The following is a 24,249-nucleotide window of genomic DNA, read 5'->3' as shown; positions in this document are numbered from 1 at the left end:
GAAACACATGCTGAGGAGCATTTCCGCCGAATGGCTTAAACTTCGGCATTCCCGGATCAGTCTGGTATTGGCCATTCTGCCTATTATCAGCCTGCTTATCGGATGCTTTAACTTTTATTTCAATCAAGCGGCTTTACAAAACGGGTGGTACAGCCTGTGGACACAGGTCAGTTTATTTTACGGGGAATTCTTTCTACCTATCCTGATCGCTATCTGTTGTGCCTTTGTATGCCGCCTGGAACACAGCAATCGCAACTGGAATATGATTCTGGCTTCTCCAGTGTCAGTCACCAGCCTATTTGTTGCCAAGTTGGTCATTGTTGGCATATTGATCTTCTCGGCCCAAACCTTCTTCATGCTCATGTACTGGGTAGCAGGCCAACTGTTCGTCATTCCAGGTCCGTTCCCGATGGAGACCGTCGTATGGAGCATGCGAGGATGGTTTGCTTCTATCTCTATTGCTGCACTGCAACTAGGGTTGTCGATCCGGATAAGAAGCTTTGCCACGCCAATTGGCATCAGCCTTTGTGCAGTCTTTCTGGGACTAGGCATGTATGTGCTGAAAATCGGCATGTTATTCCCCTACTCCTTGTTAACTATAGGCATGGGCGTTCTGAGTCAAAAGGGACTGACATCCTCAGAGAATATCGTCTTTCTGTTCATGAACAGTCTCTTTATCCTTCTGTTTGCTACCTGGTCGATCCGCCGCCTGAAATATAAAGACATCGCATCGTCCTAAATTTACCGAGATCAAAGGAGGACAAGAACATGAAAAAAGCATTCACCATTCTCGCATTGGTACTTGTTATTCTAACTTGCCTGTGGCTCTTCTTCATGGACCCTGCTAAATTGACTCCCGATAACCCTGCCGGCAAAACAACCTACTATACCATTGTGAATCAGACTACAGTCAACAAGGATGACAATGGCAGATATGCTTATGAACTGATCGGCTATACAGACGAAGGAAAATCCAAAACACTCAGCTTCTCTACCAGTAAGCTACTCAAAAATGGGGCCTATCTGAAACTATATGTATCCACGCTGCGTGGTGTTACACACTGGGAAGAGGTCACAGCGGACGATCTGCCAGGGCAAGCCAAGCAGTTAACCTCTAAATAGAAAAAAGATGCGTCTCTATATCTCCATTGATATTTGCATAACAAAAAGAGCCTTGCCCATTACTTCAAGGGTGGCTCTTTTAGGTTATGCCAATGCCATCTGCAGCGCAGTCAGCGCAATCCCGATAACAAATCCGGTAACCGCTCCGTTGATCCGAATCCATTGCAGATCCTGTCCAACCTTATCCTCAATCATCGAAACCAAAGTGGCATTGTCCATTTTGTCCACATTTTCGCGTACCAGTTTACCGATTTTGGAATGGTTTTTCTCCAGCAGTGTTGTGACGCCATTTACGATCTTGGCATTCATGCCTGTCATCAACTCTTCATCTGTCCGCAGATCAACCAATACCCGCTCAATGGCAGGCAGTGCATACGTATCTACATACTGTCCATCTTCCATCGCGGCGAGCGCCTTGTCTCTCAGTTCGGTGAGTTTGTTCAGCACCGTTTCCTCTGCGTTCCAGCCCTCCAGCATATTGTTCTTCCAGCTGTTGATTCCATCTTGCATAGCCTCGCTCATTGCCAGACGCACCGTCTGGGTACGTACCATATCAAGCACCTTGTACCTTAGAGCGCTGCCTTCACGTTTCATATCCTCTACCCGATCGAAGAGATATCCTTGTAAAATGCCACCCAGACGCTCCTCGTTCATATAACCAAGGAATGCATTCATCGCAAACTGCATCAATCCGTTCATCTGAATGCCACTGATGGCTTTCATGCCGCTTTCACCTAAAAACATAATCGTCTCGGGCTTAACTAGCCACTCCTCGGCTTGCTTCAGTCCGTAGTCCAGCGCTTTGGCGTCGTAACCCCGCTCTGTCATCTGGTGGGCAGCTCGTTCCAGAATCGGACCCAGATCAAAGGCGCCCGCTTGTGACTTGATCTCACGTGCTACGAGCGGAGCAATCTGCTCTAAAGGCAGACCAGCCAGAATTCGTTTGCAGAGCGTATCAATCATGATCTTGATCCCGTCACTGTGAAGCTCACGTGTCAACGTATCGAGCACCGTCTCTGCTGCTTTGAAATCTGCAATTTTCTCGGTAATGCTGTCTTTGTTGAGTAAGTTATTCTCTACTGCGGAGACCAGACCTTCCGTCATTTTATCACGATTTTTCGGCAGCAATGCCGTATGAGGAATTGGAATGCCGAGCGGGTGACGGAATAGTGCGGTAACTGCGAACCAGTCCGCAAGTCCACCCACGAGTCCCGCTTCAAATGATCCTACCAGCAACTTGCCCACAGGAACGCCCTGGAACGGCAAGGATGCAGCAAATCCCGCTCCCATTACTACGAGAGACCAGGCAGCTGCTTTTTTTGTTTGTTTAGGTTTAGCCATTGTATTCTTGCTCCTTTATCGTTAATCGTACGGTCTGGACTGTACCCGATCCCGCACTTCTTCGTTTCTTATGTAAACTCTCCACTAGCGAAGTCTTAACTTCCATATTTCGTATACTTCATCTTATCACCCACAAGCGTCAAAACCAAACCTCTGGTTGAAGAAAAAGGATAATAGCAGCGTCTATTCCGCAAGATGGGTCGTGCTTTTTTTAATATAAGGAAATTTTTAGTATAATCATTCAAGACGGCCCTTCGATATCGATTGGCTGCTGAACAGCAGGGTAATTACATAGTGGAACAATGAATCAATAAGAGGAGGAGTTTCGGACCATGAAACACGTGCAGGACACAACCACGCTCTATAACGGAGTCAAAATGCCATGGCTGGGTTTTGGGGTATTCAAAGTTAAAGACGGAGACGAAGTCGTTCATGCTGTCAAAACAGCCATTCAAGCCGGTTATCGCAGCATCGACACTGCCAAAGCGTATAACAACGAAACAGGTGTCGCTCAGGGTATTCGTGAATCTGGAGTAGCTCGTGAGGATCTGTTCATTACCACTAAAGTATGGAATAGCGATCAGGGATATGAATCCACGCTAGCTGCCTTTGAAGCCAGTATGGAACGACTCGAACTGGAGTATCTGGATCTCTATCTCATCCACTGGCCGGTTAAGGGCAAGTACAAAGATACATGGCGAGCGCTGGAGAAACTCCATAAAGAAGGACGAATCCGGGCGATCGGTGTGAGCAACTTCCAGATTCACCATCTGGAAGACTTGATGATCGATGCCACGATCAAACCAGCAGTTAATCAGGTGGAACTTCACCCACTACTGATTCAGTCAGAGCTTCGTGAGTACTGCAACAAACATCAGATTCAGATCGAAGCCTGGTCTCCACTCGGACAAGGTCATCTGATGGATCATCCGTTGCTGAAGGATATTGCCGCCAAATACAGCAAGTCCCCCGCACAAGTGATTCTGCGCTGGGATCTGCAGAACGGCATCGTGACCATACCGAAATCCGTCACGCCTGAGCGTATTCGCGCGAATGCCGATCTCTACGATTTTGAGTTAACTTCGGAAGAATTAGAGCAGATTAACGGCCTGAACGAGAACAAACGCTTTGGTTCTGATCCAGACAACTTTAACTTCTAATATAAGCAGATTAATTCGATTACACCCGCCTTCGATCTTAGAAGAGCGGGTGTTTTGGTATGTGATGTTATAGGCCAACTATTCGTTGTTAAGAATGAAGGCGAGGTTCGTTATCCTATTCAGGGCCGAAAGAAAAAAAGTTTTTTTGACCGTTTAGAACTATTTCGTCTCCTCATCAGTCTAACGAGTGTCAAGCGAACTCAAGCACTTATATAGAATCCAGGCCTGGAACGAGCGGTGACTTGAATATTTAGGTTTATCAGGGGGGATCAGGAGTGGTTAGACTGAACCATAGAAAAACAAAAGAAGAACAGTTCAGCGAAAAAATAACAGTGATTCAAAATAAATTGTATCGACTGGCATACTGCTATGTTAAAAATGAACAAGAAGCGCTGGATATCGTATCCGAAGCGGTCTATAAAGGGTACGTCGCTTATGGAAAGATGGAGTCCATGACTTATTTTGATTCCTGGATGTCACGAATTGTGATTAACACAGCGATAGATCATATACGACGCAACCAGCGAGTGACCTATATGGAGGATCATGTGCAGGAGTTTGTGGCTCCAGAGCGAGGGGCATCCGTGGAAGAGAAAATGGATCTGTATGATGCACTGGATCGGCTTATCCCCGAGGAAAGAGCCTATATTATATTAAAATTCTTTGGGAATCTGCCTTTTCGAGAGATGGCTGAAGTGCTCTCCCTGTCGGAGAATACCGTTAAGTCAAAATTCTATCGGATTATCAACAAATTAAAAATGGATTTAATCGAAGGAGAGGTTGGAGATCTATGACAGGTAAAGAACGTTATGAAAACATTGAAATTCCAGCTCAACTTACAGATGTTATTCGTCAAGCCCAGCAAAAGGCTGCCGCTCGCAAAAGCTCCTCCCGTATCATTCGCTCTGCTTCCATTCTGGCAGCATGTGCCGCTTTTCTGTTCGTAGTCAACATTCCTACTGTCGCAAACGCCATGGTCAAAATACCTGTGGTCGGAACGATTGTTCAGGTACTTCAATTCGGCGATGGCGGCAAGATTACCGATGGAGTAACTGTGGGATCGGAAGCAACCGAAAATACGCTTAAAATCAATTTTAGCACCGACGAGCAAGATCAGACTAATGATGCACCCCATTATAATGTAGTACACAAAGAAGCACCGAATCGTATCCTCTTTACTTTTAGCGGTGCACGTTACATGGATATAGAGAAAGTCAAAGCCGACTTCATGACCCAGCCTTTAGTGAAAGATGTTTATGGTTCCATGATTTTAGACGACTCTTCCGTCGGATTCGTAGTTGTTTTAACAGAAGGGGTACAGTATGCCGTAACGGAATTCAAGAACCCTGGATACCTGGAAGTGAAACTGACTTCCGACGGCAAACCGGTCACACCTCGGAAGGTATACTCTCTCCGCACAGAATCAATGCCTTTTGGAGAATCGATGGGTATAATTGAAGAATCCTATCCGGATGAGGACATCTCTTTCCTCAAAACGTCCACTGGTGAGTTTACAGCAGTTATTGGAGAATATCTTACCGCTGAAGAAGCTGAACAGAAGCTCAAAGAACTCGCTCAGCAACCGGATTATCATGAGGAGTTTTATGTGGACAGCTGGATGAGTAACGAGAATCCAAGTGATTAGTCATTGCCAAAAGTGATGCTTATTCAAAAGGGAATGATCTATCCCTGAACTGGGTACAGACCTCAGCATACTTAATACGCTCAATCCAAAAAAATCCCGATTCGGATGCCCTCAGCATCTCGGATCGGGATTTTTACATATCAAAACCTATTCGCTTTTGGATACAAGCTTGAAATCATCAAAGTGGAAACCTGGCGCTACTACGCAAGTTACCAGTACAGGCTCATCGCCCAACGGGCGCGCTGTCTGCCATACGCCGGCAGGAACGAGCACCTGGGGTGATTGCCCCGCAGCAATATCCATCCCCAGAACAAGAACTTCCTCGTTCTCCGGGTTCTCCCCATTGCCACCCAGCTTCAGTTCAACCGGACTGCCGCTGTGCCACAGCCAAAGTTCATCGGACAGAACCGTATGCCACTCGGAGATTTCATGTGCGTGCAGCAGGAAATACGTGGAACTTGCCGAGAATCGTGGGCCGGAGTATGTATCCGGCAGAACGGACTGTGGAATCTGATAAGATGCCTTCCATTCTTCCTTATACCAACCGCCTTCAACGTGAGGTTGCATATTGAGCGCAGCAACCAATGGCGATAATTCATGTGTCGTCATAACCTGTTTCCTTCCTTCCAAATCATATTGGAGACACTCCTTAACCAGAGTTTCGCCTCTCTCCCCCTACTCTAAAACATCATTCAAGTTTTGTCACCTTGACAGCACATATGGGTCATGCCAGATTCGTTCTCTCGGTATTTAACGATAGGATTAAAGGAATATTTCATTTCCAATGATAGCGTTTACAAAAAGATGGATTTTCCGTTATGATATGGATATCGTTGTTAATCCGTGAAGCAGAGGGGAGCTGTACCATGAGTCTCATAGAGGATCGGATTGGACCCAAATATCGAATCGGTGAACATTCATTTACCATTGAACATATGCGAAGACATGATGGGAACGGTATGCCACAACCTCACGCTCATCCATTCTACGAACTGTATTACTTACTTGAAGGCGAACGAGTGTATTCCATGAATGGTCAGATTCTGTCCGCCCGCAAGGGTGATTTCATTCTGATTAATCCACACGATGTACATACCACCTCCAAAGGAAGCATTCCCGGCTTCGAACGAATTCTAATCGGTTTTTCGCCTGCTTTTGCAACGGGGATGGAACTTGGCATATGTGGTCTGCTGCCTTTTAATTGTTCTAGACTCCTTCGCCTGCCTGAAGCGGAACAGCCCGAGATGGAGCGTATATTGTGGCAGATGCTGCAAGAATGCAAAGAGCGACGCCCTCACTATGAGATCGCCGTAAGAAGTCTGCTTGCTCAACTTTTGATCCGTATTCATCGGGTAGAGGAGAACATTCGGCAGTCATGCCCCGGTCCCTTGCATCCGATGCAGGACAAAATCAGTGAAATTGTCACTTATGTGAATAAAAACTATACCGAACCACTTACGCTGGAGGGTGCAGCCAATCGTTTTTATATCAGTCCATCTTATCTGAGCCGAATGTTCAGCCGGTTTACCGGGTTTCGATTTAGCGAATATTTGCGAGTTGTTCGTGTCCGGGAAGCACAACGAAGATTGCTGTCCACACAAGAGCGTGTCCAGATGATCGCAGAGAAGGTAGGATTTGAGCATACGGCTCATTTTAACAAAACATTCAAACAGGTTACCGGTACAACACCGCTGCGCTATCGTAAGGAACACCGGTAGATCATCAGATAACTTCATATAAAAGCCGAGTGGGTAGCCTCGCTCCAGAGATTACGTACTCCTTATATCAAAAGGCATCGCGATTACTGGATCTATGGCTGCACCACTACGGCTGAATTGGACCAACTTGTATTTAACCCTACTACATACTTTTTATCTGCGAATGATCACACCACTTCGTACCTCGGGACCCACAGAGATCTGACGACCGTCTGTGTCAGCATCGACTTCACGACATACAATGCCTGCGGACTCGTGTCCGGTCACCATCAGAAGTCGCCCATCTGCGCCTTTGCCCTGAATGCTCTCTAACTCTGCCCCTTTGCACTGGTGCAAATGAACCAGCGGACCTTCAGTGATCTGCGCCTGCAATTCAGCGATATGCAGATGTTTTGCATGAGCACATTGGATACCACTGCGAGCTTGCACGTTGTAACGCTGGATGATCACCCCATCCAAAGGCAGTTCCGGCAATCCACTCACAAGCAACGCAGTGTCGGCACCGGCACAGACCACATCCGATATTCGAATATCCCGGAACACTGGCGTCTCTTCGCTAATCTCCTGAGACAGATCACTGCCCCGGGCAGACCCTTCCTGATTTGCATAGAAAAAGGAAAACGAGATCGCTTCCATAATGATATCTTTCATATATATGCGCTCAATCTGAATGTCCTCAACCACTCCGCCGCGCCCACGTGCGCTTTTGAAGCGAAGTCCAATGTCCGTGCCGATAAACGTACAATCCGACACACGCACATGCCGCACACCACCGGACATTTCACTGCCAATTACAAACCCGCCATGACCGTGATACACCGTGCAATCCCGAATGGTGATGTACTCCGATGGAAGACCCAGTTCACGGCCTTCGGCATCCTTGCCTGATTTCAGACAGATCGCATCATCACCGACATCGAATACACTCTTCTCCACCACTACATGACGACAGGATTCAATGTCCAGCCCATCTCCATTCTGAGAAAACCACGGATTTCGCACACTCACGTTACGAATGGTGACATGCTCAGATGCCCAGGGGTGCAGATTCCATGCAGGCGAGTTCTGGAACGTTGGACCGTCCAGCAATACCCGTTTGCATCTGCGCAAGCTGACCATGTTGGGACGCAAAAAGTCTCTGACTTCTTCATAGGCAGAGACATCACGTACCTGCTCCTGATGCAACCGATTCGCGATAGTACCGCCCTCAAGTGCAGCTGTGGTAGGCCACCAGATTTCTTCATCTTCACCGGATTGCTCTACAACACCACCAGAAGCGACTAATCGGTTCCATTGTGAAGTGGTCATTTTGGAGCGTTTTACCGGACGCCATGCCTCACCGCCCCCATCCCATATCCCCTCACCAGTAATCGCAATATCCTCCAGTTGATCACCATCGATCGGGGATTGGCAACGTACCACCTGCCAGCCTTCGAAGCTTGATGCAATTAATGGGTATTGATCAAAATCTCGGCTAAACGTAACCAGTGCCCCTGCTTCCACATGTAGTTCGATACGGCTGCGCATTACAATCGGACCTGTGAGCCATACCCCGGCAGGAATTACGATTCTTCCACCTCCTGCTTCAGCACATGAAGAGATGGCAAGTCGGAACATCTCCGTATTATCTGTTACGCCGTCTCCAACAGCTCCATAGTCTGTAAGCTGAAAATCCTGAGCAGGAATGACAGGCAAATCGGCTTCATAAGCTCGAACATCGGACTGGGCACTTGCTCCTGTCGATATTGGGGAGTGATATGTATTCATCGTGCAGAATCATCCTCTCTACATGTAATGGAATGGTTATGGGATCAATACATCGCTTTTACTTTCCTTACTTACGTTCAAACGGACGCTCTCTCACTCCATCATATCAATGGCATGACGTGTAGGGTTGAGCTTTCTTGCCATGTACACGTGGAACTTGATGCTATTTGTTTTGTTAATCAGAGTCATAAATCAAACATCACTTTCAGTATACTCTATACAACTATTCCAAAGGTTGGTAAACAACTAGGAGAATGGATTCATTTTTCTGTCAGGATTCGTCACAAGACATTTAATAACATGACAGATATGTAACACATTTACTGGCTATAGCCCTAGAAAACCCATTACTTATGTCATGTTTTATCACAAACCAATTGCCATAAGCAGGATGACTATGTATGATTAAATAACTAGTTTCAATTTATTCCTTATTATTCCTTTTACACACAGACGTTGCAGAAAGGATGGGGTGTACTCTTGATTGAATTTAGGGGTGTCCAGAAACATTTCGGTCATTTTCATGTCCTCAAGGATATCCATCTTCACATTGAAGAAGGAGAGGTCGTCGTCATTATCGGACCTTCCGGCTCCGGCAAAAGCACGTTACTCCGCTGTATTAACCGCCTGGAGACCATTACCGAAGGTGAACTTGTCGTCAGTGGGATTCCTCTACATCAGAAAAAGGTGGACATTAACCTCTTCCGCCGTGACATCGGCATGGTATTTCAACACTTCAATCTTTATCCTCACAAAAAAGTCATCGATAACATTACCCTTGCACCCATGAAGGTGCGCAAACAACCCAAAGAACAAGCAGCCGCAACAGCAATGAAGTATCTGACCCGAGTGGGCATTGCCGACAAAGCAGACAGTTATCCCTCCCAGTTGTCCGGTGGACAGCAACAACGGGTAGCCATCGCCAGAGGACTCGCCATGGAGCCCAAAATCATGCTTTTTGACGAACCTACCTCTGCTCTCGATCCCGAGATGATCGGGGAAGTCCTCGATGTTATGCGTTCCCTTGCCCATAATGGCATGACTATGGTCGTTGTTACCCATGAGATGGGATTCGCCCGCGAAGTTGCGGACCGGGTCATCTTCATGGACGAAGGCCGAATTGTAGAAGAGGCCAACGCTGCCGAATTTTTTGACAACCCCAGAGAAGAACGAGCACAGCAATTCCTGAGCCGTCTGATTCATCATTGAGAATAATCCACTATTCCATTTTGAAAGGGGTCTTTATTCATGAAGAAATTATTGAAATGGCCATCATTTATGCTTGTCCTCATTCTCTCCCTTGTATTGTCAGGTTGTAGTACAGGTACAGATACACCTTCAGCGAGCGGTGGTGGCGATGCCGAGGCAAAAGGCACGATTGAGCGGATTAAGGAACGCGGTAAGCTCATCGCCGGTGTGAAATACGATACGAAGCTGTTTGGCTTGAAAGATCCCGCAAGTGGCAACGTTGAAGGATTCGATATTGATATCGCCAAGGCACTCGCCAAACAGATCCTTGGAGATGAGACAAAGGTTGAACTGAAAGAGGTCACTTCCAAGACACGTATTCCCATGCTGCAAAATGGAGACATCGACATCATCATCGCCACAATGACAATTACGGATGAGCGTAAGGAACAGGTAGATTTCAGTGATGTTTATTTTGAAGCAGGCCAATCCCTGCTGGTGAAAAACGACAGTGCAATTACCGGCCTGGAAAGCCTCAGCGGGGTGAAAGTACTCGCGGTGAAAGGCTCCACATCCGCTCAGAATATTCGCGAGAAAGCCCCGGATGCTGAGGTGCTTGAATTCGATAACTATCAGGATGCATTCACTGCTCTCAAAGCAGGTAAAGGCGAAGCGCTGACCACAGATAACATCATCCTCATCGGCATGCAACAGACGGATAACAGCTTCCAATTGGTTGGTGGCAATTTCACAAGCGAACCTTATGGTATGGCCATTCGCAAAGGCGACACTGCCTTCGTGGAGGAAGTCAACACGCTGCTCAAAAGCATGAAAGACAGCGGGGAATATGACACTTTACATGAGAAATGGCTGGGCTCCAAGCCCGAGTAACCCGAATTAAGATAGGTAAGCGGCGAATTCGTCTGCTGGATGCGAAGCATGAGCAGACGTAATCGCCGTTTCTACATCTGGAGAACGGAGGCTTCGCCTATATGGGCACATTGGATTTCAGCGTACTAATGCGACACTCGGATCGTTTTCTGGAAGGGTTCCTGAATACGATTCAAGTGAGCATTATGGCTCTCATTGGCAGCTTTATCCTTGGCGCAATCCTGGCTATCTTTCGGATATCCCCTGTGAAACCGCTGAACTGGATTGGCACGGCTTTTGTGGAATTTATCCGAAACATCCCATTGCTGTTGGTTGTGTTTTTCTTCTATCTTGGACTGCCTGCACTAGGCATCTCGCTGGATGGGTTTGTCTCCGGTACTCTGGGTCTGACCATCTACACCGCCGCTTTCATTGCCGAAGCGATCCGAGCGGGCATTCAGACAGTGCCGCGTGGACAACTGGAAGCAGCAAGGTCTTCCGGCTTGTCCTATGTACAGGCCATGAACCTGATCATTCTGCCCCAGGCCATCAAGATTGTACTGCCGTCCATCGGCAACCAGTTCATCAATTTGGTCAAAAACTCATCCATTCTTGCCGTTGTCGCCGGCATGGATCTTATGTATTTTGCCGACTTGGTTAACTCGGATACGTTCCAGCCGCTAAGTGTGTACACCATTGTTGCGCTGTTCTATCTGGTAATGACACTACCACTTAGCTTCCTGGTGCATTATATGGAGCGCAGGTTTGGACAGAGCGATGCAGAGGCGCGCAACACCAAAGGCAAACCGAAAAAGAACAAACCGGCAGGTCAGGTTACCATGTAACAGATCGACTTGTACCTGGCGTAGATTTTTAGGGAGATATATTGGCTTGTCCATGTGGTTTAAATGAGTACTGGATCGTCTGTGTTTTGCTGGCATTGGTGATCATGTCACAGTGCATATTGTAATTCACTGCTACAGTGCTTAAGTTGCTTTATACACAGTCCATGCCCCATCTATTGATCTTCAATATTCCATTCCTGCATACAGAAGGAGGCTAATAAAATATGGACTTTAGCGGGGCCTATGCGTGGCCCAACCTTCGTTTCCTGCTTCATGGATTCCTGATTACCCTGCAGGTAGCAGGGCTATCCATTATATTCAGCTTTGTGCTTGGCACTGTGCTGGGTACGATCCGGTTTACCCGTATCCCTGTTCTGTCACAGATCGTCGCAGTGATCGTGGATACGATCCGGAATCTGCCGCTGTTGCTCATCATTTTCTTCATTCACATGGTACTTCCACAGCTCGGGATTAAAATGTCCGTCTTCTGGTCCACAGTTGTTGGACTGAGTCTGTTTGAAGGCGCGATGATCGCCGAGATCGTCCGTAGCGGTCTGAAGTCCGTTGAGCGCGGTCAGGTGGAAGCTGCCCGCTCCTCGGGCCTCAGCTACATGCAGACACTCGGTGGCATCATCATGCCACAGGCGCTACGTCGCATGTCCCCACCGATGGTCAGCCAGTTCATCTCACTCCTGAAGGATACTTCACTGGCGATCATCATCTCTCTGCCGGAGCTGATGCACAACGTGCAGATCCTTGGCGGTCAAAGTTTCGATTACATTATCCCGGCCCTGCTGCTCGCAGCCGTATTGTATTTTGTCATCAACTACGCGCTGTCCATTGTCGCAAGGCGACTTGAGGCACGGATGAATTGATAATCGGAGAGAATAAGGCATGAAAGAATACGACACATAAAGGAACATGAACGAACCGAGACCCCGTGATTGATCAGATATGATTAGGCATGAAGGAAAGAACCTAATAGATGAAAAGAATGAGAGCGCCCCAAAGACTCTAAACCCACCTAGCAGTGGAATTGGATTCTTTGGGGCTAAAATTTTGCTCATCAATTCACAAGCTTCCCACCAATTTCTAACGAACTGAGGGAAGCCTATTTAGCTATTTTTGGGATAGTTTCTAATCTAACGAATCGTAGACGCTCTATTCTTCCGATTCCCCCCACTTTTACCCCCTATTTCAGAGTTTTGAGTAAAATAACTTCACTGAGATTCGTTACATTTTTCATTTCAGCTTATAGCCCCACATTAGTCGTCTCAGGTTCGTTAAAACTTAAGCCACCGCGAATTAAATAAACACCCACTCCCACTATTAATGATTCGCCCGATTCGCCCATTTTAGCCCAGACTCAGCTCATCCGCTAGATCGCCGCTCCCTTACGACGTAATTCCGCCTGTAGCAGCTCGATCGGCAGTTCCACCGGGTCCAGCTTCATCTTCACTGTTAGTGCAGCCGCTGTCCCCGCGGCCTCCCCGGTAGCCATGCAGCTTGGAGTCAGCCTTGTCGTTGCATGCGCCTCATGTGTGGTAGAGATGCAGCGTCCTGCCGCCAGCAGATTGCGGATATTGCTAGAGATCAGACAGCGATACGGAATATCATACGCCCCATCCCCCTCTATAAAGGCAGCCACCACACCTTGACCCGAAGGGTCATGGATATCAATCGGATAACCACTTCTGGCAATTACATCGTCAAACTTTTGTCCTGCAACTACATCCGTCCGGGTCAATGCGTAATGACCTATGATTCGTCTCGATTCACGAATGCCAATCTGCGGCGCTACTGCCGAGATCGAAGCTCGTTCGAAGCCAGGCACATCACGCTGCAAAAACTCAGCGATCATCAGCACCTGCTTCCGGCCTTCCTGTTCCGCAGAGGTCAGATCCTCGGCATCTGTCGCATCAAGTCCCTGTACCCGGGTACAATTAATCAGCACTTCATCTTCTGCCGGTCCGGTAAAAAACAATACCTGGTCGCGATTAATCGGCACACCTGCTTTTTTCCACTGGGAGTAGAAACCACTCACCCCGGTTAATGGAATGCTGTGCAGTTCAGCAAAGGGGGTTTTCACATAGAAATCCTCCTGGTGCTCCAGCATGTATTGTTTCACTCGTCCAAGATCGACACCACGCATGCGGAATTTCATGGTCATCGGCTGCGACTGATGGTCGCCGTCTCGTCCCTTTGCCACAGAAGCACCCGCAAGATAAGCCAGATCTGCATCGCCGCTTGCATCTACAAATACGTTCGCCTGGAACTCCTTTCGTCCAGACTTGTTTGTCACTCGCACCGCTTCCACCCGATCATCTACAACGACCACTTCATCCACAAAACTGTGCAATAACAGCCGGACGCCGGCCTCCTGCAACATCTCTGCCGCAACCACCTGAAAGATGGCTGGATGGTACGGCGTTACGGTATGCACAAATCCAACCGTATCACGCAAATGCCCCGGGGAGCCGCCACGCGCCTGTAATCGTTCAACGATCTCCTGCGCAATGCCTTTAATGACCTGCTCCCCACGCTCCGTATGAAAAGTCATCCAGGGATAGACCATAGCGGCAGTTGACATCCCGCCCACGAATCCGTATCGCTCCACTAGTACTGTTCGTATACCCTGCCGTCCAGCCGCAATGGCTGCCGCTATCCCCGCAGGGCCCCCTCCCACAATAACGACATCTGCTTCTTCCTTTTTCATGCTCATCTGTTCACGCATATGTTGTCCCTCCTTCCGTTCTATTGCACGTATTGCAAGGCTTACTCTTTCAGTCCCGTCATGGCAACCCCCTCAATGAAGCGCCGTTGTGCCAGGAAAAAAACAATTAACAGTGGTAAGGTCGCCATGACGGTGGCGCTCATCAGATATTGCCAGGCTGTACCCACTTCATCTGTAAACAGGGATAATCCAAGCGGCAGCGTCATTAGATCACGCGAGTTAATGAAGATCAACGGATCAAAAAACTCATTCCAGATCGTCACAAATGTAAAGATCGTCAGCGTAGCCATACCCGGCTTGGCAATGGGCAGCATAATTCGCGCATATATCCGGAATCGGTTGCAGCCGTCAATCATCGCCGCTTCTTCCAGTTCCGTTGGCACCGTAATGAAGAACTGCCGCATCACAAAGATGCCAAACACACCACCCGCGCCAAAGATCGGCAATAATATCAGCGGAAGATGGGTATCAATCCACCCCAGCTGCCGCATGAACAGAAACATCGGTATCGCCGTCACCTCATGGGGAATCATCATCGCACTTAGCAGGATGAGAAATACCACATTACGTCCTTTAAACGGAATTTTGGCGAATGCGTAACCGGCGAGGGAAGCAAAAAATACTGTTCCTAGCACAACCAACGCAGAAATGTAGATACTGTTCCAATAAAAACGGTGAAACGGAATCAATCGAAAGACATCGATATAGTTCTGAAATCGGAAAGTATCCGGTATCCACTGCGGTGGATAGGTGAATATGCTCTGGGGTTCCTTGAATGATGTCGATATCATCCAGATAAATGGCACAATCATAATGAGGGAAATCAGAGTCAGCAACAAATACGTCCCCAGGGTACTTCCTATCTTGCGCCCCGAAGGACTAGGCATCGCCTTCATTGAATACCCACCTCTTTCGGAGCTGCCATTGCAGCAGCGTCAGAATTAGCACGATAAAGAACAGCACATATGCGAGAGCAGAAGCATAGCCAAACTGAAATAATTTGAATGCTTTTTCCCAGATATAATAAACCAATACCTTTGTGCTGTTGCTCGGCCCGCCTTGGGTCATCACATAGATCTGCCCAAATACTTTGAGTGAACCAATCACGGTCATGACCACTGTCAAAAACACTGTTGGCGTGATCATGGGCAGCGTGACGTGAAAGAAGGTTCCCCTTTTGCCCGCCCCGTCTAATGTTGCTGCTTCGTACAGTGAACGCGGTACCTGCTGAATGGCTGCAATGAACAGCACCATATTCAGACCTACATTTTTCAGCACACTTGTCACAATCACCGCCGGCATTGCCAAATCTTCATTGTATAGCCAGGCCGGACCCTTGATGCCGGCCATCAACAGAAGCTGATTAATCAATCCTGACTCTGTTGCATACATCAGCTTCCACACGATGGCCCACACGATCAACGAGGTCATGACCGGAACAAAGATTGCTGTCCGGAAAATTCCGATGCCCCGCAGATTTCTAGATAGCAGCAACGCGAGCAGCAGGGCGAGCACAATATTAAGCGGTACCAGCCCCACTGTGAAATAAACCGTATTGGCGAGCACTTTCCAGAACATGGCGTCTGTCATAATATTCCGGTAATTATCCATTCCAATAAAATGATGATCCCCCAGCAGCGGCCAATCGGTTAGACTCATGTATAACGCGAGACCCATGGGAAATAACAGCAGCAGGGTAAACCCAAGCACCATCGGCGATACAAAAAGCCACCCCGCGATCTGGGCCTCTCTGGCGAGCGGCCCCCCTCTTTTGCGCTTGCGTGAATGGGTCACAATCAGCCCTCCTTTATTAGACTTTTCCTCTGAAGCTGGGGTTGTTCTGGCATCGGAGTGGCAAGTGTAAATATTCTTTAGTTCAACTTATATAGTCTGGACGGTTCAGACAGTCCACCGCATTGCGGAACTCATTCACAGCCCTTCGCAGCTGTTCCTCCGTGTTGCCAGTCACGACCGCTCCAAGCATAATCGCCTTTACCCCGGTATCGCGCAGCACCCGAACATCCTCCGGCACCAGCTTTCGCTGGGAAGGAACCAATACCGGTACCTGGGCTTGCAAGACCAGACGGCGATACTTAAGCACATCCGCGAAGCTGAGCGGTGTACCGTATTCTTTTCCAGGTACAATGGATGCCTCCAGAGCGGTGAAGCCGAAGTGAGCTGCCGATGTTACGAGGGAAGCATCATATTCCTCATTGATCGCAAACGTTGGGTCCAGCCCCAAGTCATTGAGCATGAAGGAAGGCAAGTGATGTGCATAGATGGAATAGAAATCAAAGCCCAGCCCGGAAAGCCCCTCCACATCCTCTCGCCTTGCTCCATCAATACTGCCAGAAGGTACGACCCCAAGCGGACCACCAAACTCACTTCGGATCGCCCGAAACACCTCGGCATACATGTCTAATGGACCAAAATGATTCCCGCTGGCGCGATGACCGACATTATAATGCACCTTCAGTGCATCAGCGCCCTCTTCCATGGCTGCCCGAGCCAAACCAATATCATTCTCAGGCAGACTGACCACCAGCGACAGCGGTTTCCGTTCAAGTAATTCTTTGAATTTGCCCATCGTTCTCACCTCCGGTTTCGATCGAATGATTTAGGGTTGCAACACACTTTGGATCTCTTCCTGCATTTGTTTCAGGTTATCCTCAGCTGTCGCTGTTTTTGCAAATAGTCGGTCAAATCCCTGCAATACCGCATTGTCGATATCCTGCCAACGGATATGACCGGGAATTAATCGCGCTTTTGGCATTTCATCAATAACGGCCTGCACGATATGCTCTTTGCTCGGGTTATTCGGCTGAAGAATGAATGCGTCTGAATTCAGAACAGAGGTACGCGGAGGCACAAAGTAGGTGGCTGTCGCCTGAATCCCCTGCTCACTGGCAAAATACTTCAACAGCTTCTTCGTTTCCTCTGGATGTTTGCTGTCGTTGAACATGGCATATCCGGCCTGCCCCAGCATCGGCACACTGCCTTGAGAACCGGAAGGCATAGGAGCGATGCTCCATTCAAAATCCGTAATTTCCCTTGTTTTTGAAACATAGCTGTAATTATCAAAGAACATGCCCACATTACCCGCATCAAAGCTGACCTGTTCGCCCGCCTTCGGGTGTGATTCATCGGTGAACATCATGCGCTCCAGTAATTCAAAGGTCTGTATGCCATAGGCATCGTTCCAGGTGAACGTTGTCATGCCTTCGTCGAATGGACCGCTTCCATTGGACCAGGAGTAGGAGGAGAGCACCGCCCAGGTCTTCCAGTCGCGAAAAAAGTTGGCGCCATAGACTCGGTTGGTCGCATCCTTACTGGCAATGGCTTTGGCGGACTCTTCGAACTGTTCCCATGTCCATTGTCCTTGGGTGGCAAGTGTGTTTGGATCAGTCAGGCCGGCCTTGTCGAACAGCGTTTTATTGTAAAACATGACCACCGGAGGTGTAGAAAAAGGTAGCCCCAGCAGTTGGTCGCCATCACGGAACAAATCCAATGTACTTGGAATATAATCATCCAGCTTAAACTGTGCATCACCCTTGAACTCGGATACATCGGCCAGAATGTGGTTGGACTTGAATTGTGGCACCATTCGCTCCGATACCCAGGCGAGATCGGGAAGAGAGCCTCCGGCGGCAAGCACCGAAATTTTTTGCTGGTATTCTGCGAAAGGTACGGATTCCATCGTTACTTTGATGCCTGGATTTTCCTTGGTGAAGTCATCGATCAGCTTGTTGTATACATCCATATGCGCCTGATTGCCCCACATCATGAACTTCAGCTCGACCTCTCCATTCTCTCCGCTTGAACTGCCAGATTCACTGTTAGAATTGGAGCTTGCGCACGCGATTGAAGCCATCATCATGAGTACAAACACCAGTATCAGTCCTGCTTTTTTCATGGAAATCCCCCTTATGGACGTCGTGGTATACATGTGCAACCAAAGTATAACGAAAGCATCGTTCCCTCATAAATCACGTCAACTACAGAAATGGTATGGTTTTTCAAGAGATACTGAATCGGTCTCGATATTCTCCTGCGGTCCATCCCACCTGCTGCTTGAACACCAGCATGAAGTGTTTGGGGCTCTGATGCCCGGATAACCGTGCCACATCATAGATTTTAAGACCCGTGTTGATCAGCAACCACTTGGCCCGCTCCATACGTGCCTCAGTGATGTATTCGGAATAATTGATGCCTATTTCGTTCTTGAACAACTGGCTTAAATAAGTAGGGTTCAAGTTAACGAGGTCTGCTATCGTCTGAAGTCGCAGATCTCCATCGGGATGCTGCTTGATGTGCTCCTTCACATCTCGGATAATCTTCCGCGTATCTCCACCAGCGTGTTCTGTTTTCCCAGATGACTCAGGGATAGAAAGGGTTGAAATACCGTATCTGCGATCCAGTAGCAACTGAATCTTTTGTATGCATAATGCCAGTTCATAGCGATCGATTGGCTTCAACAGGTAGTTCAACACCCCAAACTCCATCGCTCTGCGTGCATATTCAAACTCGCCGTAGCCGCTAATGATGAGCATTAACAATTCAGGGTACATGTCTCTGGCTTTGCTTACCAAAGTTAGTCCGTCCATTTCACGCATGCGGATATCCGTGATTAACACATCCGGCACCTCACATCTCAGAAAATTCAATGCCTCGGTACCGCTCGACGCTTCGCCCGTTACCTGAAACTGGGAAGACGCTTGTACGATCAGCTCCCTTAGTCCCTGACGGATGACCATCTCATCCTCTACAAGCAATACTTTATACATGCGCTTCAATCCCCTTTCGGTAGAAGTTGAATGGATATCGTGACCACCAGTCCCTGCCCGGGACTTCCATCAATGCTTAGGCTGCCGCCTTCTCCATACATGAGGCGAAGCCTCTGAACGATATTGTTAAGCCCCAGACTGTCCCCGGCATGGCAACGTAATGCCTCATTGGAAGGCTGTTTCGATATGGATTCGTTTAACTCGTCAATCTTTGCCTGAGTCATTCCCTTACCGTTGTCTCGTACGCTAATCAGCAGCTCCTGGTCGAATGTCAAGGCAGATACCCAGATTACTCCTCCATTTTCCTGCCCTTCAATGCCATGGTAGACGGCATTCTCCACCAGCGGTTGCAGTACCAGCTTGGGAATCAAATACTCGGTTATCCCTTCTTCGATGTCATAGATAATCTCTAACTTGCCGTCATAACGTACCTGCTGAATGCGTACATAGGATTGTACAAAAGCCAGTTCTTCCCCAAGTTGAACCATCCGGTCCACCTTATCAATCGTATAGCGCAGCAACTTGCCAAGCGCCGTCACCATGTTCGACACCTCAGCATGCTTCTGGCGAATGGCCATCATGTTAATGGACTCCAGCGTGTTGTATATAAAATGGGGATTCATCTGGCTTTGTAACGCTGACAACTCTGCCTCCCGCTCTTGAATGCCCAGCAGGAACACCTCATTGAACAGTCGATGAATCTCTTCCATCATTCGGTTAAAGCCCCGGCTCATCTGTCCGAATTCATCACTACTGAAGTGTGCTACCCGCTGGCTAAAATCTCCCTGCTCTACCCGAATCATGTGGTGCTTCAGTCGAATCAGTGGCCGGGTGATACGATAGGATAACAGAACCGCCAGAATCGCTATACCCGCCATACACAACACTGCGAACCATATTGTAAAGGTAAGCATCTCACCCGACTCCTTTTGAATCACGGCAATAGGTGTAAGACTGATCACCGAAAGCCCGGAATAGCTGGAATGGTGTTGTACATAGAGATAGGGCTGCCCATCCAGAACAACTTTTTGGTTTCCTGCATAGCTTTGAAGCTGTCCCTGCATTAGCAACTGGTCGTACGCAGACATTCCTCCGGTTGAGGTTCGTTCGAACAGAAGACGCTGCTTGCTGTCTACAATCATCAGGCTTGCATCTTGCTCATAATTCAGATTGGATAACAGTTGGCCGAAAGCCTCCAGACGGATGTCAATCAGAATGTACCCCAATCGCTGGAGCGTACTCGGATCTCGAAGCACTCTGCCCACCGATATATACGATTCTTGCTGACCGCCCGTGTAATAGCTGGGTTGATGTGGAGGAAGCAGGCGCCATGTCCCTTCCGAGTCTTCAAGCTCTGCAAACCAATCATCCTGCCTGCTGTCCCATACCGGCTTGACCGCCAGTGAATCGAGATTGGAGAACAAAATGCCGCTGTTGCTGATCAGATGAATTCCACGAATCTCGGGCCGGTCATAAGCTTGACCCGATGTGTAAAGCTTCATTTTCAGATAATCCTCAGACCTCGCCCATGTACCCGAACCCATTGAAGCGTTGTATTTGCCCAGAATGCCAAGCACCATCTGATCGTAAAGCGGCAAGAGCGACAACCGCTCAAAGTCCTTCAGCAGCCGATTCAGATTAGCGTTAATCTGGCGAACCATATCAATGGTGAACTGCTCGGTCTTGCGATCCATCGTCTGCGAGAAATGCTTGTAGTTCATCACTCCCTGCAAGCTTAGCGGCAGCAACGTCAGCGCCAGGAACAACAGGAGCAACTTGGTGCGCAGGTTTACATTTTTTCCGAAATAACTGTGTATCTTGTCCATCATTTCCGTTCATCCCTCCCTCTCCCGATCATTGTATGAGCCCCCTTCACAGATCAATCTGGATATAACTGGGGTCATCATATCCAGTTTTAATGATCATCCGCTATCCTGCCAATCCTGGAATTGGTACGGAATTTCAAGTTATCCGCATTAGTTTCAGAAGAACGCAAAAAAGCCGACTGTATCGCTACAGTCGACTACGCTATTTCTATAGAACACATCCGCTAAGTTAATCTAGCAAAACAATCAGTTGAGTAAAACAAAAAACCGACTGCATTATGCAATCGGTTGTCTGTTCCTGAGATGGCTTTTATATTTGAATCGATTATATTCATTAATAAGCTCGTCCAGTACCATGGACTGTCGGAGGACTTGGTTGTCCTGCATGCCATGATTCTCCGCCAAACGACTCAACTCTTGCCTGTTCCGTTCGATTTTATCTGTGATCTGTACCGGTTCACTCACAGCATGCACCCCCTCTTTGTATAACATTTTAGGATACATTGCCAAAAAATTCATATTATATTCCTTTGCAGAATAAAATATTTATTTACATAGAGATACTTTCAACATCAAGCAATTTGCATAGAGAGTTGACGTCTCTTCTTTTCTACAAGATGTGGGCAAAGAAAATTATAACATGTCTACATATCGTATTCGAGAATACACGAATCCTTTACCGTTAAAGTGCGTTATGGACATATTATCCATTTTATCCTAAGTATCTCTTGCACCTTTCTCACGCGAGAAGTTAATAAATTTATCGAAAAGTAATCTATTTGTATAGATAATTTTCATCACCGTTCTGCATACCAAAATAACGAAGTCTGTAGCCCTCTCGATAACGAGCACGCAATGGATTAATGAAGGAGTCATTCTCAAACTCAATGTAACCTGTTAAATAGAGTAGGATCAGATATTCCTCAAAACGTTTATTGCCAAGAGTCATCTCACTCTCTTCCATTCCATATAATACTTCGATTTCAAGAATTAATAGAAGAGAAAATCCTCGCACAGTGGAATTGATTATCCATGCAAATTCCAGTGGCTCATGGATATCTTCATCCTTGTTCAGGCTAATTAATTGCTTGGTTCCCCTCTCATCCTTAAATACATAAGCTGCAACCGCCTGATCAAATCCGGCATATGGGTCGTTGCGTAAGTCGGAAAACTCCTCTAAATCTACCTTTTCAGCGTAGTATTTCTGTGTGAGTCGATCATGAATCTGCTCTAAAGTGAATGGATTAGGAATGTCCAAAGTTATATATTTGTCGTAAAGCTTCTGAATATCAATCTGCAAGGGCGAATCCTCTTTTCGTTATACCATATTTAATGAGCTACTATAACTTTAAACTCTTAGTAAGTCGAATATATCTATTAATTAGTTCATCTAGAACCCTAGACTGTTGAAGAACTTTATAGTCTTGCATGCCATGTTCTTCTACCAAGAGACAAAGATGTTGTTTACTCTGTTCTATTTGGTCTCTGATCTGTATCAGTTCACTCACTGCATGCACCCCTTTTTCAACCTATTCTAGGGTACTTTCTCTAAACAATAGATAATCGAATACTTTGCAAAACCTTAAAGAAGTTTATGTGCATTACCACGAGCTCATATGCTTTGTAGAGTAGGATTTTAGATATAATTTTCTATACTCCGGTTTGTTATTAGTCCAGTGTACAGTTCTTCCTGTTCAATTGTTGCTTGACTTCTAAACTTCCCATAAAGATCAATCAATTTAATAGACATAAGATCATCACTACTACTTGAAGCTAGTTTCAAACTTGTCAGCAAAGCTTCAATACCAATCGTATACTTTTGCTGGTTGAGTCTGTACTTCGCTAACTCATAATAAAAGCGTATATACCTATGGTTTAACATCTGCTGGTTGTAGGTTCCTTCTAAATGTCTCTCCGTATTAAAATCTTGAATATACGAATCAAATCTATCCAATGCAAAATCAATGTTCAACAAGTGTTGATTGGCTGACTGAACAATATTTACGAATGCTATTAAGATTTCTTGAGGATTGGATTCAAGGTAATCTAAATAAGATTCAATAACCTCATGCTCTCCACTACCTAAACGATATAAATACCGATTCCCTTCTGCCCATCCTTTGAACCGATCAATTAATATCTGCTCTTCCTCAGTCGGGTTAGAAACTTCAACAACTTTTGCATAAACATCTGTGTATTCCAGCGCCTTTTCAAATTCCTTACGTGCTTCACATACACTTGCCTTCAATAAATTTGCATATGCTTTGTATGTGAATATGGGATAAAAAGCAACCCTATTAATATTTTTCAGCCTTCGAGATTGAAGTTCGAGCTGAAAATCAACTTTCCGTTCAAGTGCATCCGCCAATTTATCGACTTTATCCCAATGATGTATTGTGTTATAAACATTTGCTAGGTCCTTGATTGCATCCAATTGGATCTCTTCATCGAGCTTCTCAATATATGGCTCAAATTTTATCGCTGCACTTAGATTATCCAATTGTTTAATGGTTTTATGGAGCAAAAAAATACGGTACTGACATAAAGCCAACCGCTCCGAATGCTGATATTTTTCTCCCTCTGCCACACATTCATATAAAATAAGTGCAGCTTCATTGAACCCTTTCGTAAAAAAACTTTCAGCCACACCAAATAACTCTTCAATGTACGATCGATCGTCTGTCACATGAATAATGACTTGTTGAATACAATCCAGCTTGTTAAGTTCGGCACACCCATATAGATATGGTTCTAATCGTCTCCAGTGAGGTGCAGATTCAATGAAGGATTCTACTCCGTAACTTTCATAAAAGTAACCTTTTTCCAATCTCATGCCTGAAGTGATCTGATCCAGTTGGTTCATAGACATTGGTCTGCTGCCTTTAAGAATGGCACTCAACGTTCCAACGTTAACACCAGTAATATCAGAGAATTGTTGCAATTTAAATCCATGTTCCCTCATGTGATTCTCAATATATGTGCGTATCGTAGGTGCAAGTTTCAATTCTCCCACCTCCATCAACCAAATGGAATTAAATATTCAATAATTTATAATAAATGTAATTCTAATCTTGTGTGTTACATTGGTCAATCTCCGCATAACAAAAAAACTCACCCCCAATTCCGGAAGTAAGTTTATAGCAATCAACAAATTTCTGATTTAATAACTACAGACCGCCGCCTCCATGCACATGGAATAATGCTTGAATAGGTGACACATCATCGAGAGTAACCAATTGACTAACGTTA

The 24,249-nt window shown here is 46.7% G+C and carries 24 protein-coding genes; 10 read left to right on the top strand and 14 right to left on the bottom strand.

What is annotated here, in order from left to right; all coding sequences use genetic code 11:
- The first annotated feature begins 7 nt into the window (after nt 1-7).
- Both MHI14_RS29220 and MHI14_RS29215 read left to right on the top strand, forming a co-directional pair.
- Nucleotides 8-739 carry an ABC transporter permease gene (locus tag MHI14_RS29220; RefSeq protein ID WP_339311869.1) on the top strand — a complete coding sequence of 244 codons (732 nt, stop codon included), beginning with the start codon at nt 8-10 and terminating at the stop codon, nt 737-739.
- 29 nt (nt 740-768) lie between these two features.
- On the top strand, nt 769-1,122 hold the full coding sequence (locus MHI14_RS29215; RefSeq protein WP_091038110.1) for a YxeA family protein: 354 nt from the start codon (nt 769-771) through the stop codon (nt 1,120-1,122).
- Nucleotides 1,123-1,206: 84 nt separating this feature from the next.
- Here MHI14_RS29215 and MHI14_RS29210 read toward each other — a convergent pair whose 3' ends face one another.
- Nucleotides 1,207-2,463 (bottom strand): DUF445 domain-containing protein, encoded by a 1,257-nt coding sequence (locus tag MHI14_RS29210; protein ID WP_339311866.1) that lies wholly within the window; start codon nt 2,461-2,463, stop codon nt 1,207-1,209.
- A gap of 332 nt (nt 2,464-2,795) precedes the next feature.
- Between MHI14_RS29210 and MHI14_RS29205 the strand changes: the two genes are divergently transcribed.
- The 3 genes from MHI14_RS29205 (at nt 2,796) to MHI14_RS29195 (ending at nt 5,268) form a co-directional block, all read left to right on the top strand.
- Complete coding sequence (locus tag MHI14_RS29205) at nt 2,796-3,623, top strand: aldo/keto reductase (RefSeq protein WP_249912974.1); 828 nt, start codon at nt 2,796-2,798, stop codon at nt 3,621-3,623.
- 275 nt (nt 3,624-3,898) lie between these two features.
- Nucleotides 3,899-4,417, top strand: coding sequence for a sigma-70 family RNA polymerase sigma factor (locus tag MHI14_RS29200; RefSeq protein WP_091038104.1), 519 nt, complete (start codon nt 3,899-3,901; stop codon nt 4,415-4,417).
- Nucleotides 4,414-5,268: a hypothetical protein gene (locus MHI14_RS29195; protein WP_341131886.1), complete on the top strand. Its 855-nt coding sequence runs from the start codon at nt 4,414-4,416 to the stop codon at nt 5,266-5,268. Before MHI14_RS29200 ends, MHI14_RS29195 begins: the two co-directional genes overlap by 4 nt.
- A gap of 147 nt (nt 5,269-5,415) precedes the next feature.
- Here MHI14_RS29195 and MHI14_RS29190 read toward each other — a convergent pair whose 3' ends face one another.
- The gene (locus tag MHI14_RS29190; RefSeq protein WP_017691032.1) at nt 5,416-5,877 is read right to left on the bottom strand and encodes a cupin domain-containing protein; all 462 of its coding nucleotides are present in this window, start codon (nt 5,875-5,877) and stop codon (nt 5,416-5,418) included.
- A 257-nt stretch (nt 5,878-6,134) separates the two neighbouring features.
- Here MHI14_RS29190 and MHI14_RS29185 point away from each other — a divergent pair, with 257 nt between their 5' ends.
- Nucleotides 6,135-6,986, top strand: a complete 852-nt coding sequence (locus MHI14_RS29185; protein WP_017691033.1) for an AraC family transcriptional regulator — start codon at nt 6,135-6,137, stop codon at nt 6,984-6,986.
- A gap of 153 nt (nt 6,987-7,139) precedes the next feature.
- Here the strand turns inward: MHI14_RS29185 and MHI14_RS29180 are convergent, their stop codons facing one another.
- The gene (locus MHI14_RS29180; RefSeq protein WP_341131885.1) at nt 7,140-8,753 is read right to left on the bottom strand and encodes a glycoside hydrolase family 28 protein; all 1,614 of its coding nucleotides are present in this window, start codon (nt 8,751-8,753) and stop codon (nt 7,140-7,142) included.
- Between the two features lie 480 nt (nt 8,754-9,233).
- Here MHI14_RS29180 and MHI14_RS29175 point away from each other — a divergent pair, with 480 nt between their 5' ends.
- The 4 genes from MHI14_RS29175 to MHI14_RS29160 all read left to right on the top strand — a co-directional run bounded on the left by MHI14_RS29175 (nt 9,234) and on the right by MHI14_RS29160 (nt 12,531).
- Entirely contained in the window at nt 9,234-9,962 is a 729-nt protein-coding gene (locus MHI14_RS29175; RefSeq protein ID WP_051449904.1) for an amino acid ABC transporter ATP-binding protein, read from the top strand.
- Nucleotides 9,963-10,001: 39 nt separating this feature from the next.
- Complete coding sequence (locus MHI14_RS29170; protein ID WP_017691036.1) at nt 10,002-10,832, top strand: transporter substrate-binding domain-containing protein; 831 nt, start codon at nt 10,002-10,004, stop codon at nt 10,830-10,832.
- Nucleotides 10,833-10,933: 101 nt separating this feature from the next.
- Nucleotides 10,934-11,656: an amino acid ABC transporter permease gene (locus MHI14_RS29165; protein ID WP_289390953.1), complete on the top strand. Its 723-nt coding sequence runs from the start codon at nt 10,934-10,936 to the stop codon at nt 11,654-11,656.
- A gap of 224 nt (nt 11,657-11,880) precedes the next feature.
- A complete protein-coding gene (locus MHI14_RS29160; protein ID WP_036673117.1) occupies nt 11,881-12,531 on the top strand; it encodes an amino acid ABC transporter permease in 651 nt (216 codons plus the stop codon).
- A 503-nt stretch (nt 12,532-13,034) separates the two neighbouring features.
- Here the strand turns inward: MHI14_RS29160 and MHI14_RS29155 are convergent.
- From MHI14_RS29155 to MHI14_RS29110, 11 genes are all read right to left on the bottom strand, one after another.
- Nucleotides 13,035-14,390, bottom strand: a complete 1,356-nt coding sequence (locus MHI14_RS29155) for an FAD-dependent oxidoreductase (RefSeq protein WP_341131884.1) — start codon at nt 14,388-14,390, stop codon at nt 13,035-13,037.
- Nucleotides 14,391-14,431: 41 nt separating this feature from the next.
- Nucleotides 14,432-15,286: a carbohydrate ABC transporter permease gene (locus MHI14_RS29150; protein WP_036616638.1), complete on the bottom strand. Its 855-nt coding sequence runs from the start codon at nt 15,284-15,286 to the stop codon at nt 14,432-14,434.
- Nucleotides 15,270-16,184 carry a carbohydrate ABC transporter permease gene (locus tag MHI14_RS29145; RefSeq protein ID WP_133386961.1) on the bottom strand — a complete coding sequence of 305 codons (915 nt, stop codon included), beginning with the start codon at nt 16,182-16,184 and terminating at the stop codon, nt 15,270-15,272. The genes MHI14_RS29150 and MHI14_RS29145 overlap by 17 nt, the downstream gene beginning before the upstream one ends.
- Nucleotides 16,185-16,266: 82 nt before the next feature.
- Nucleotides 16,267-16,977: a hypothetical protein gene (locus tag MHI14_RS29140; protein ID WP_133386962.1), complete on the bottom strand. Its 711-nt coding sequence runs from the start codon at nt 16,975-16,977 to the stop codon at nt 16,267-16,269.
- 30 nt (nt 16,978-17,007) lie between these two features.
- On the bottom strand, nt 17,008-18,303 hold the full coding sequence (locus tag MHI14_RS29135; RefSeq protein WP_341131883.1) for an ABC transporter substrate-binding protein: 1,296 nt from the start codon (nt 18,301-18,303) through the stop codon (nt 17,008-17,010).
- Between the two features lie 103 nt (nt 18,304-18,406).
- Nucleotides 18,407-19,174, bottom strand: a complete 768-nt coding sequence (locus tag MHI14_RS29130) for a response regulator transcription factor (protein WP_341131882.1) — start codon at nt 19,172-19,174, stop codon at nt 18,407-18,409.
- Between the two features lie 5 nt (nt 19,175-19,179).
- Nucleotides 19,180-21,003, bottom strand: coding sequence for a sensor histidine kinase (locus tag MHI14_RS29125; protein WP_341131881.1), 1,824 nt, complete (start codon nt 21,001-21,003; stop codon nt 19,180-19,182).
- A 273-nt stretch (nt 21,004-21,276) separates the two neighbouring features.
- The gene (locus MHI14_RS29120) at nt 21,277-21,465 is read right to left on the bottom strand and encodes an aspartyl-phosphate phosphatase Spo0E family protein (protein ID WP_223868875.1); all 189 of its coding nucleotides are present in this window, start codon (nt 21,463-21,465) and stop codon (nt 21,277-21,279) included.
- Between the two features lie 310 nt (nt 21,466-21,775).
- Nucleotides 21,776-22,300, bottom strand: a complete 525-nt coding sequence (locus MHI14_RS29115) for a pyruvate kinase (RefSeq protein WP_341131880.1) — start codon at nt 22,298-22,300, stop codon at nt 21,776-21,778.
- 40 nt (nt 22,301-22,340) lie between these two features.
- A complete protein-coding gene (locus MHI14_RS31175) occupies nt 22,341-22,508 on the bottom strand; it encodes a Spo0E family sporulation regulatory protein-aspartic acid phosphatase (protein ID WP_445670382.1) in 168 nt (55 codons plus the stop codon).
- Between the two features lie 128 nt (nt 22,509-22,636).
- Complete coding sequence (locus MHI14_RS29110; protein ID WP_341131879.1) at nt 22,637-24,004, bottom strand: transcriptional regulator; 1,368 nt, start codon at nt 24,002-24,004, stop codon at nt 22,637-22,639.
- Between the last annotated feature and the right edge of the window lie 245 nt (nt 24,005-24,249).

The organism is Paenibacillus sp. FSL K6-2393 (assembly GCF_038002545.1).
In the GTDB taxonomy this organism is placed as follows: domain Bacteria; phylum Bacillota; class Bacilli; order Paenibacillales; family Paenibacillaceae; genus Paenibacillus.
Note: the sequence above shows the minus strand (reverse complement) of the source record. Positions and strands in the feature narration are given on the sequence as shown.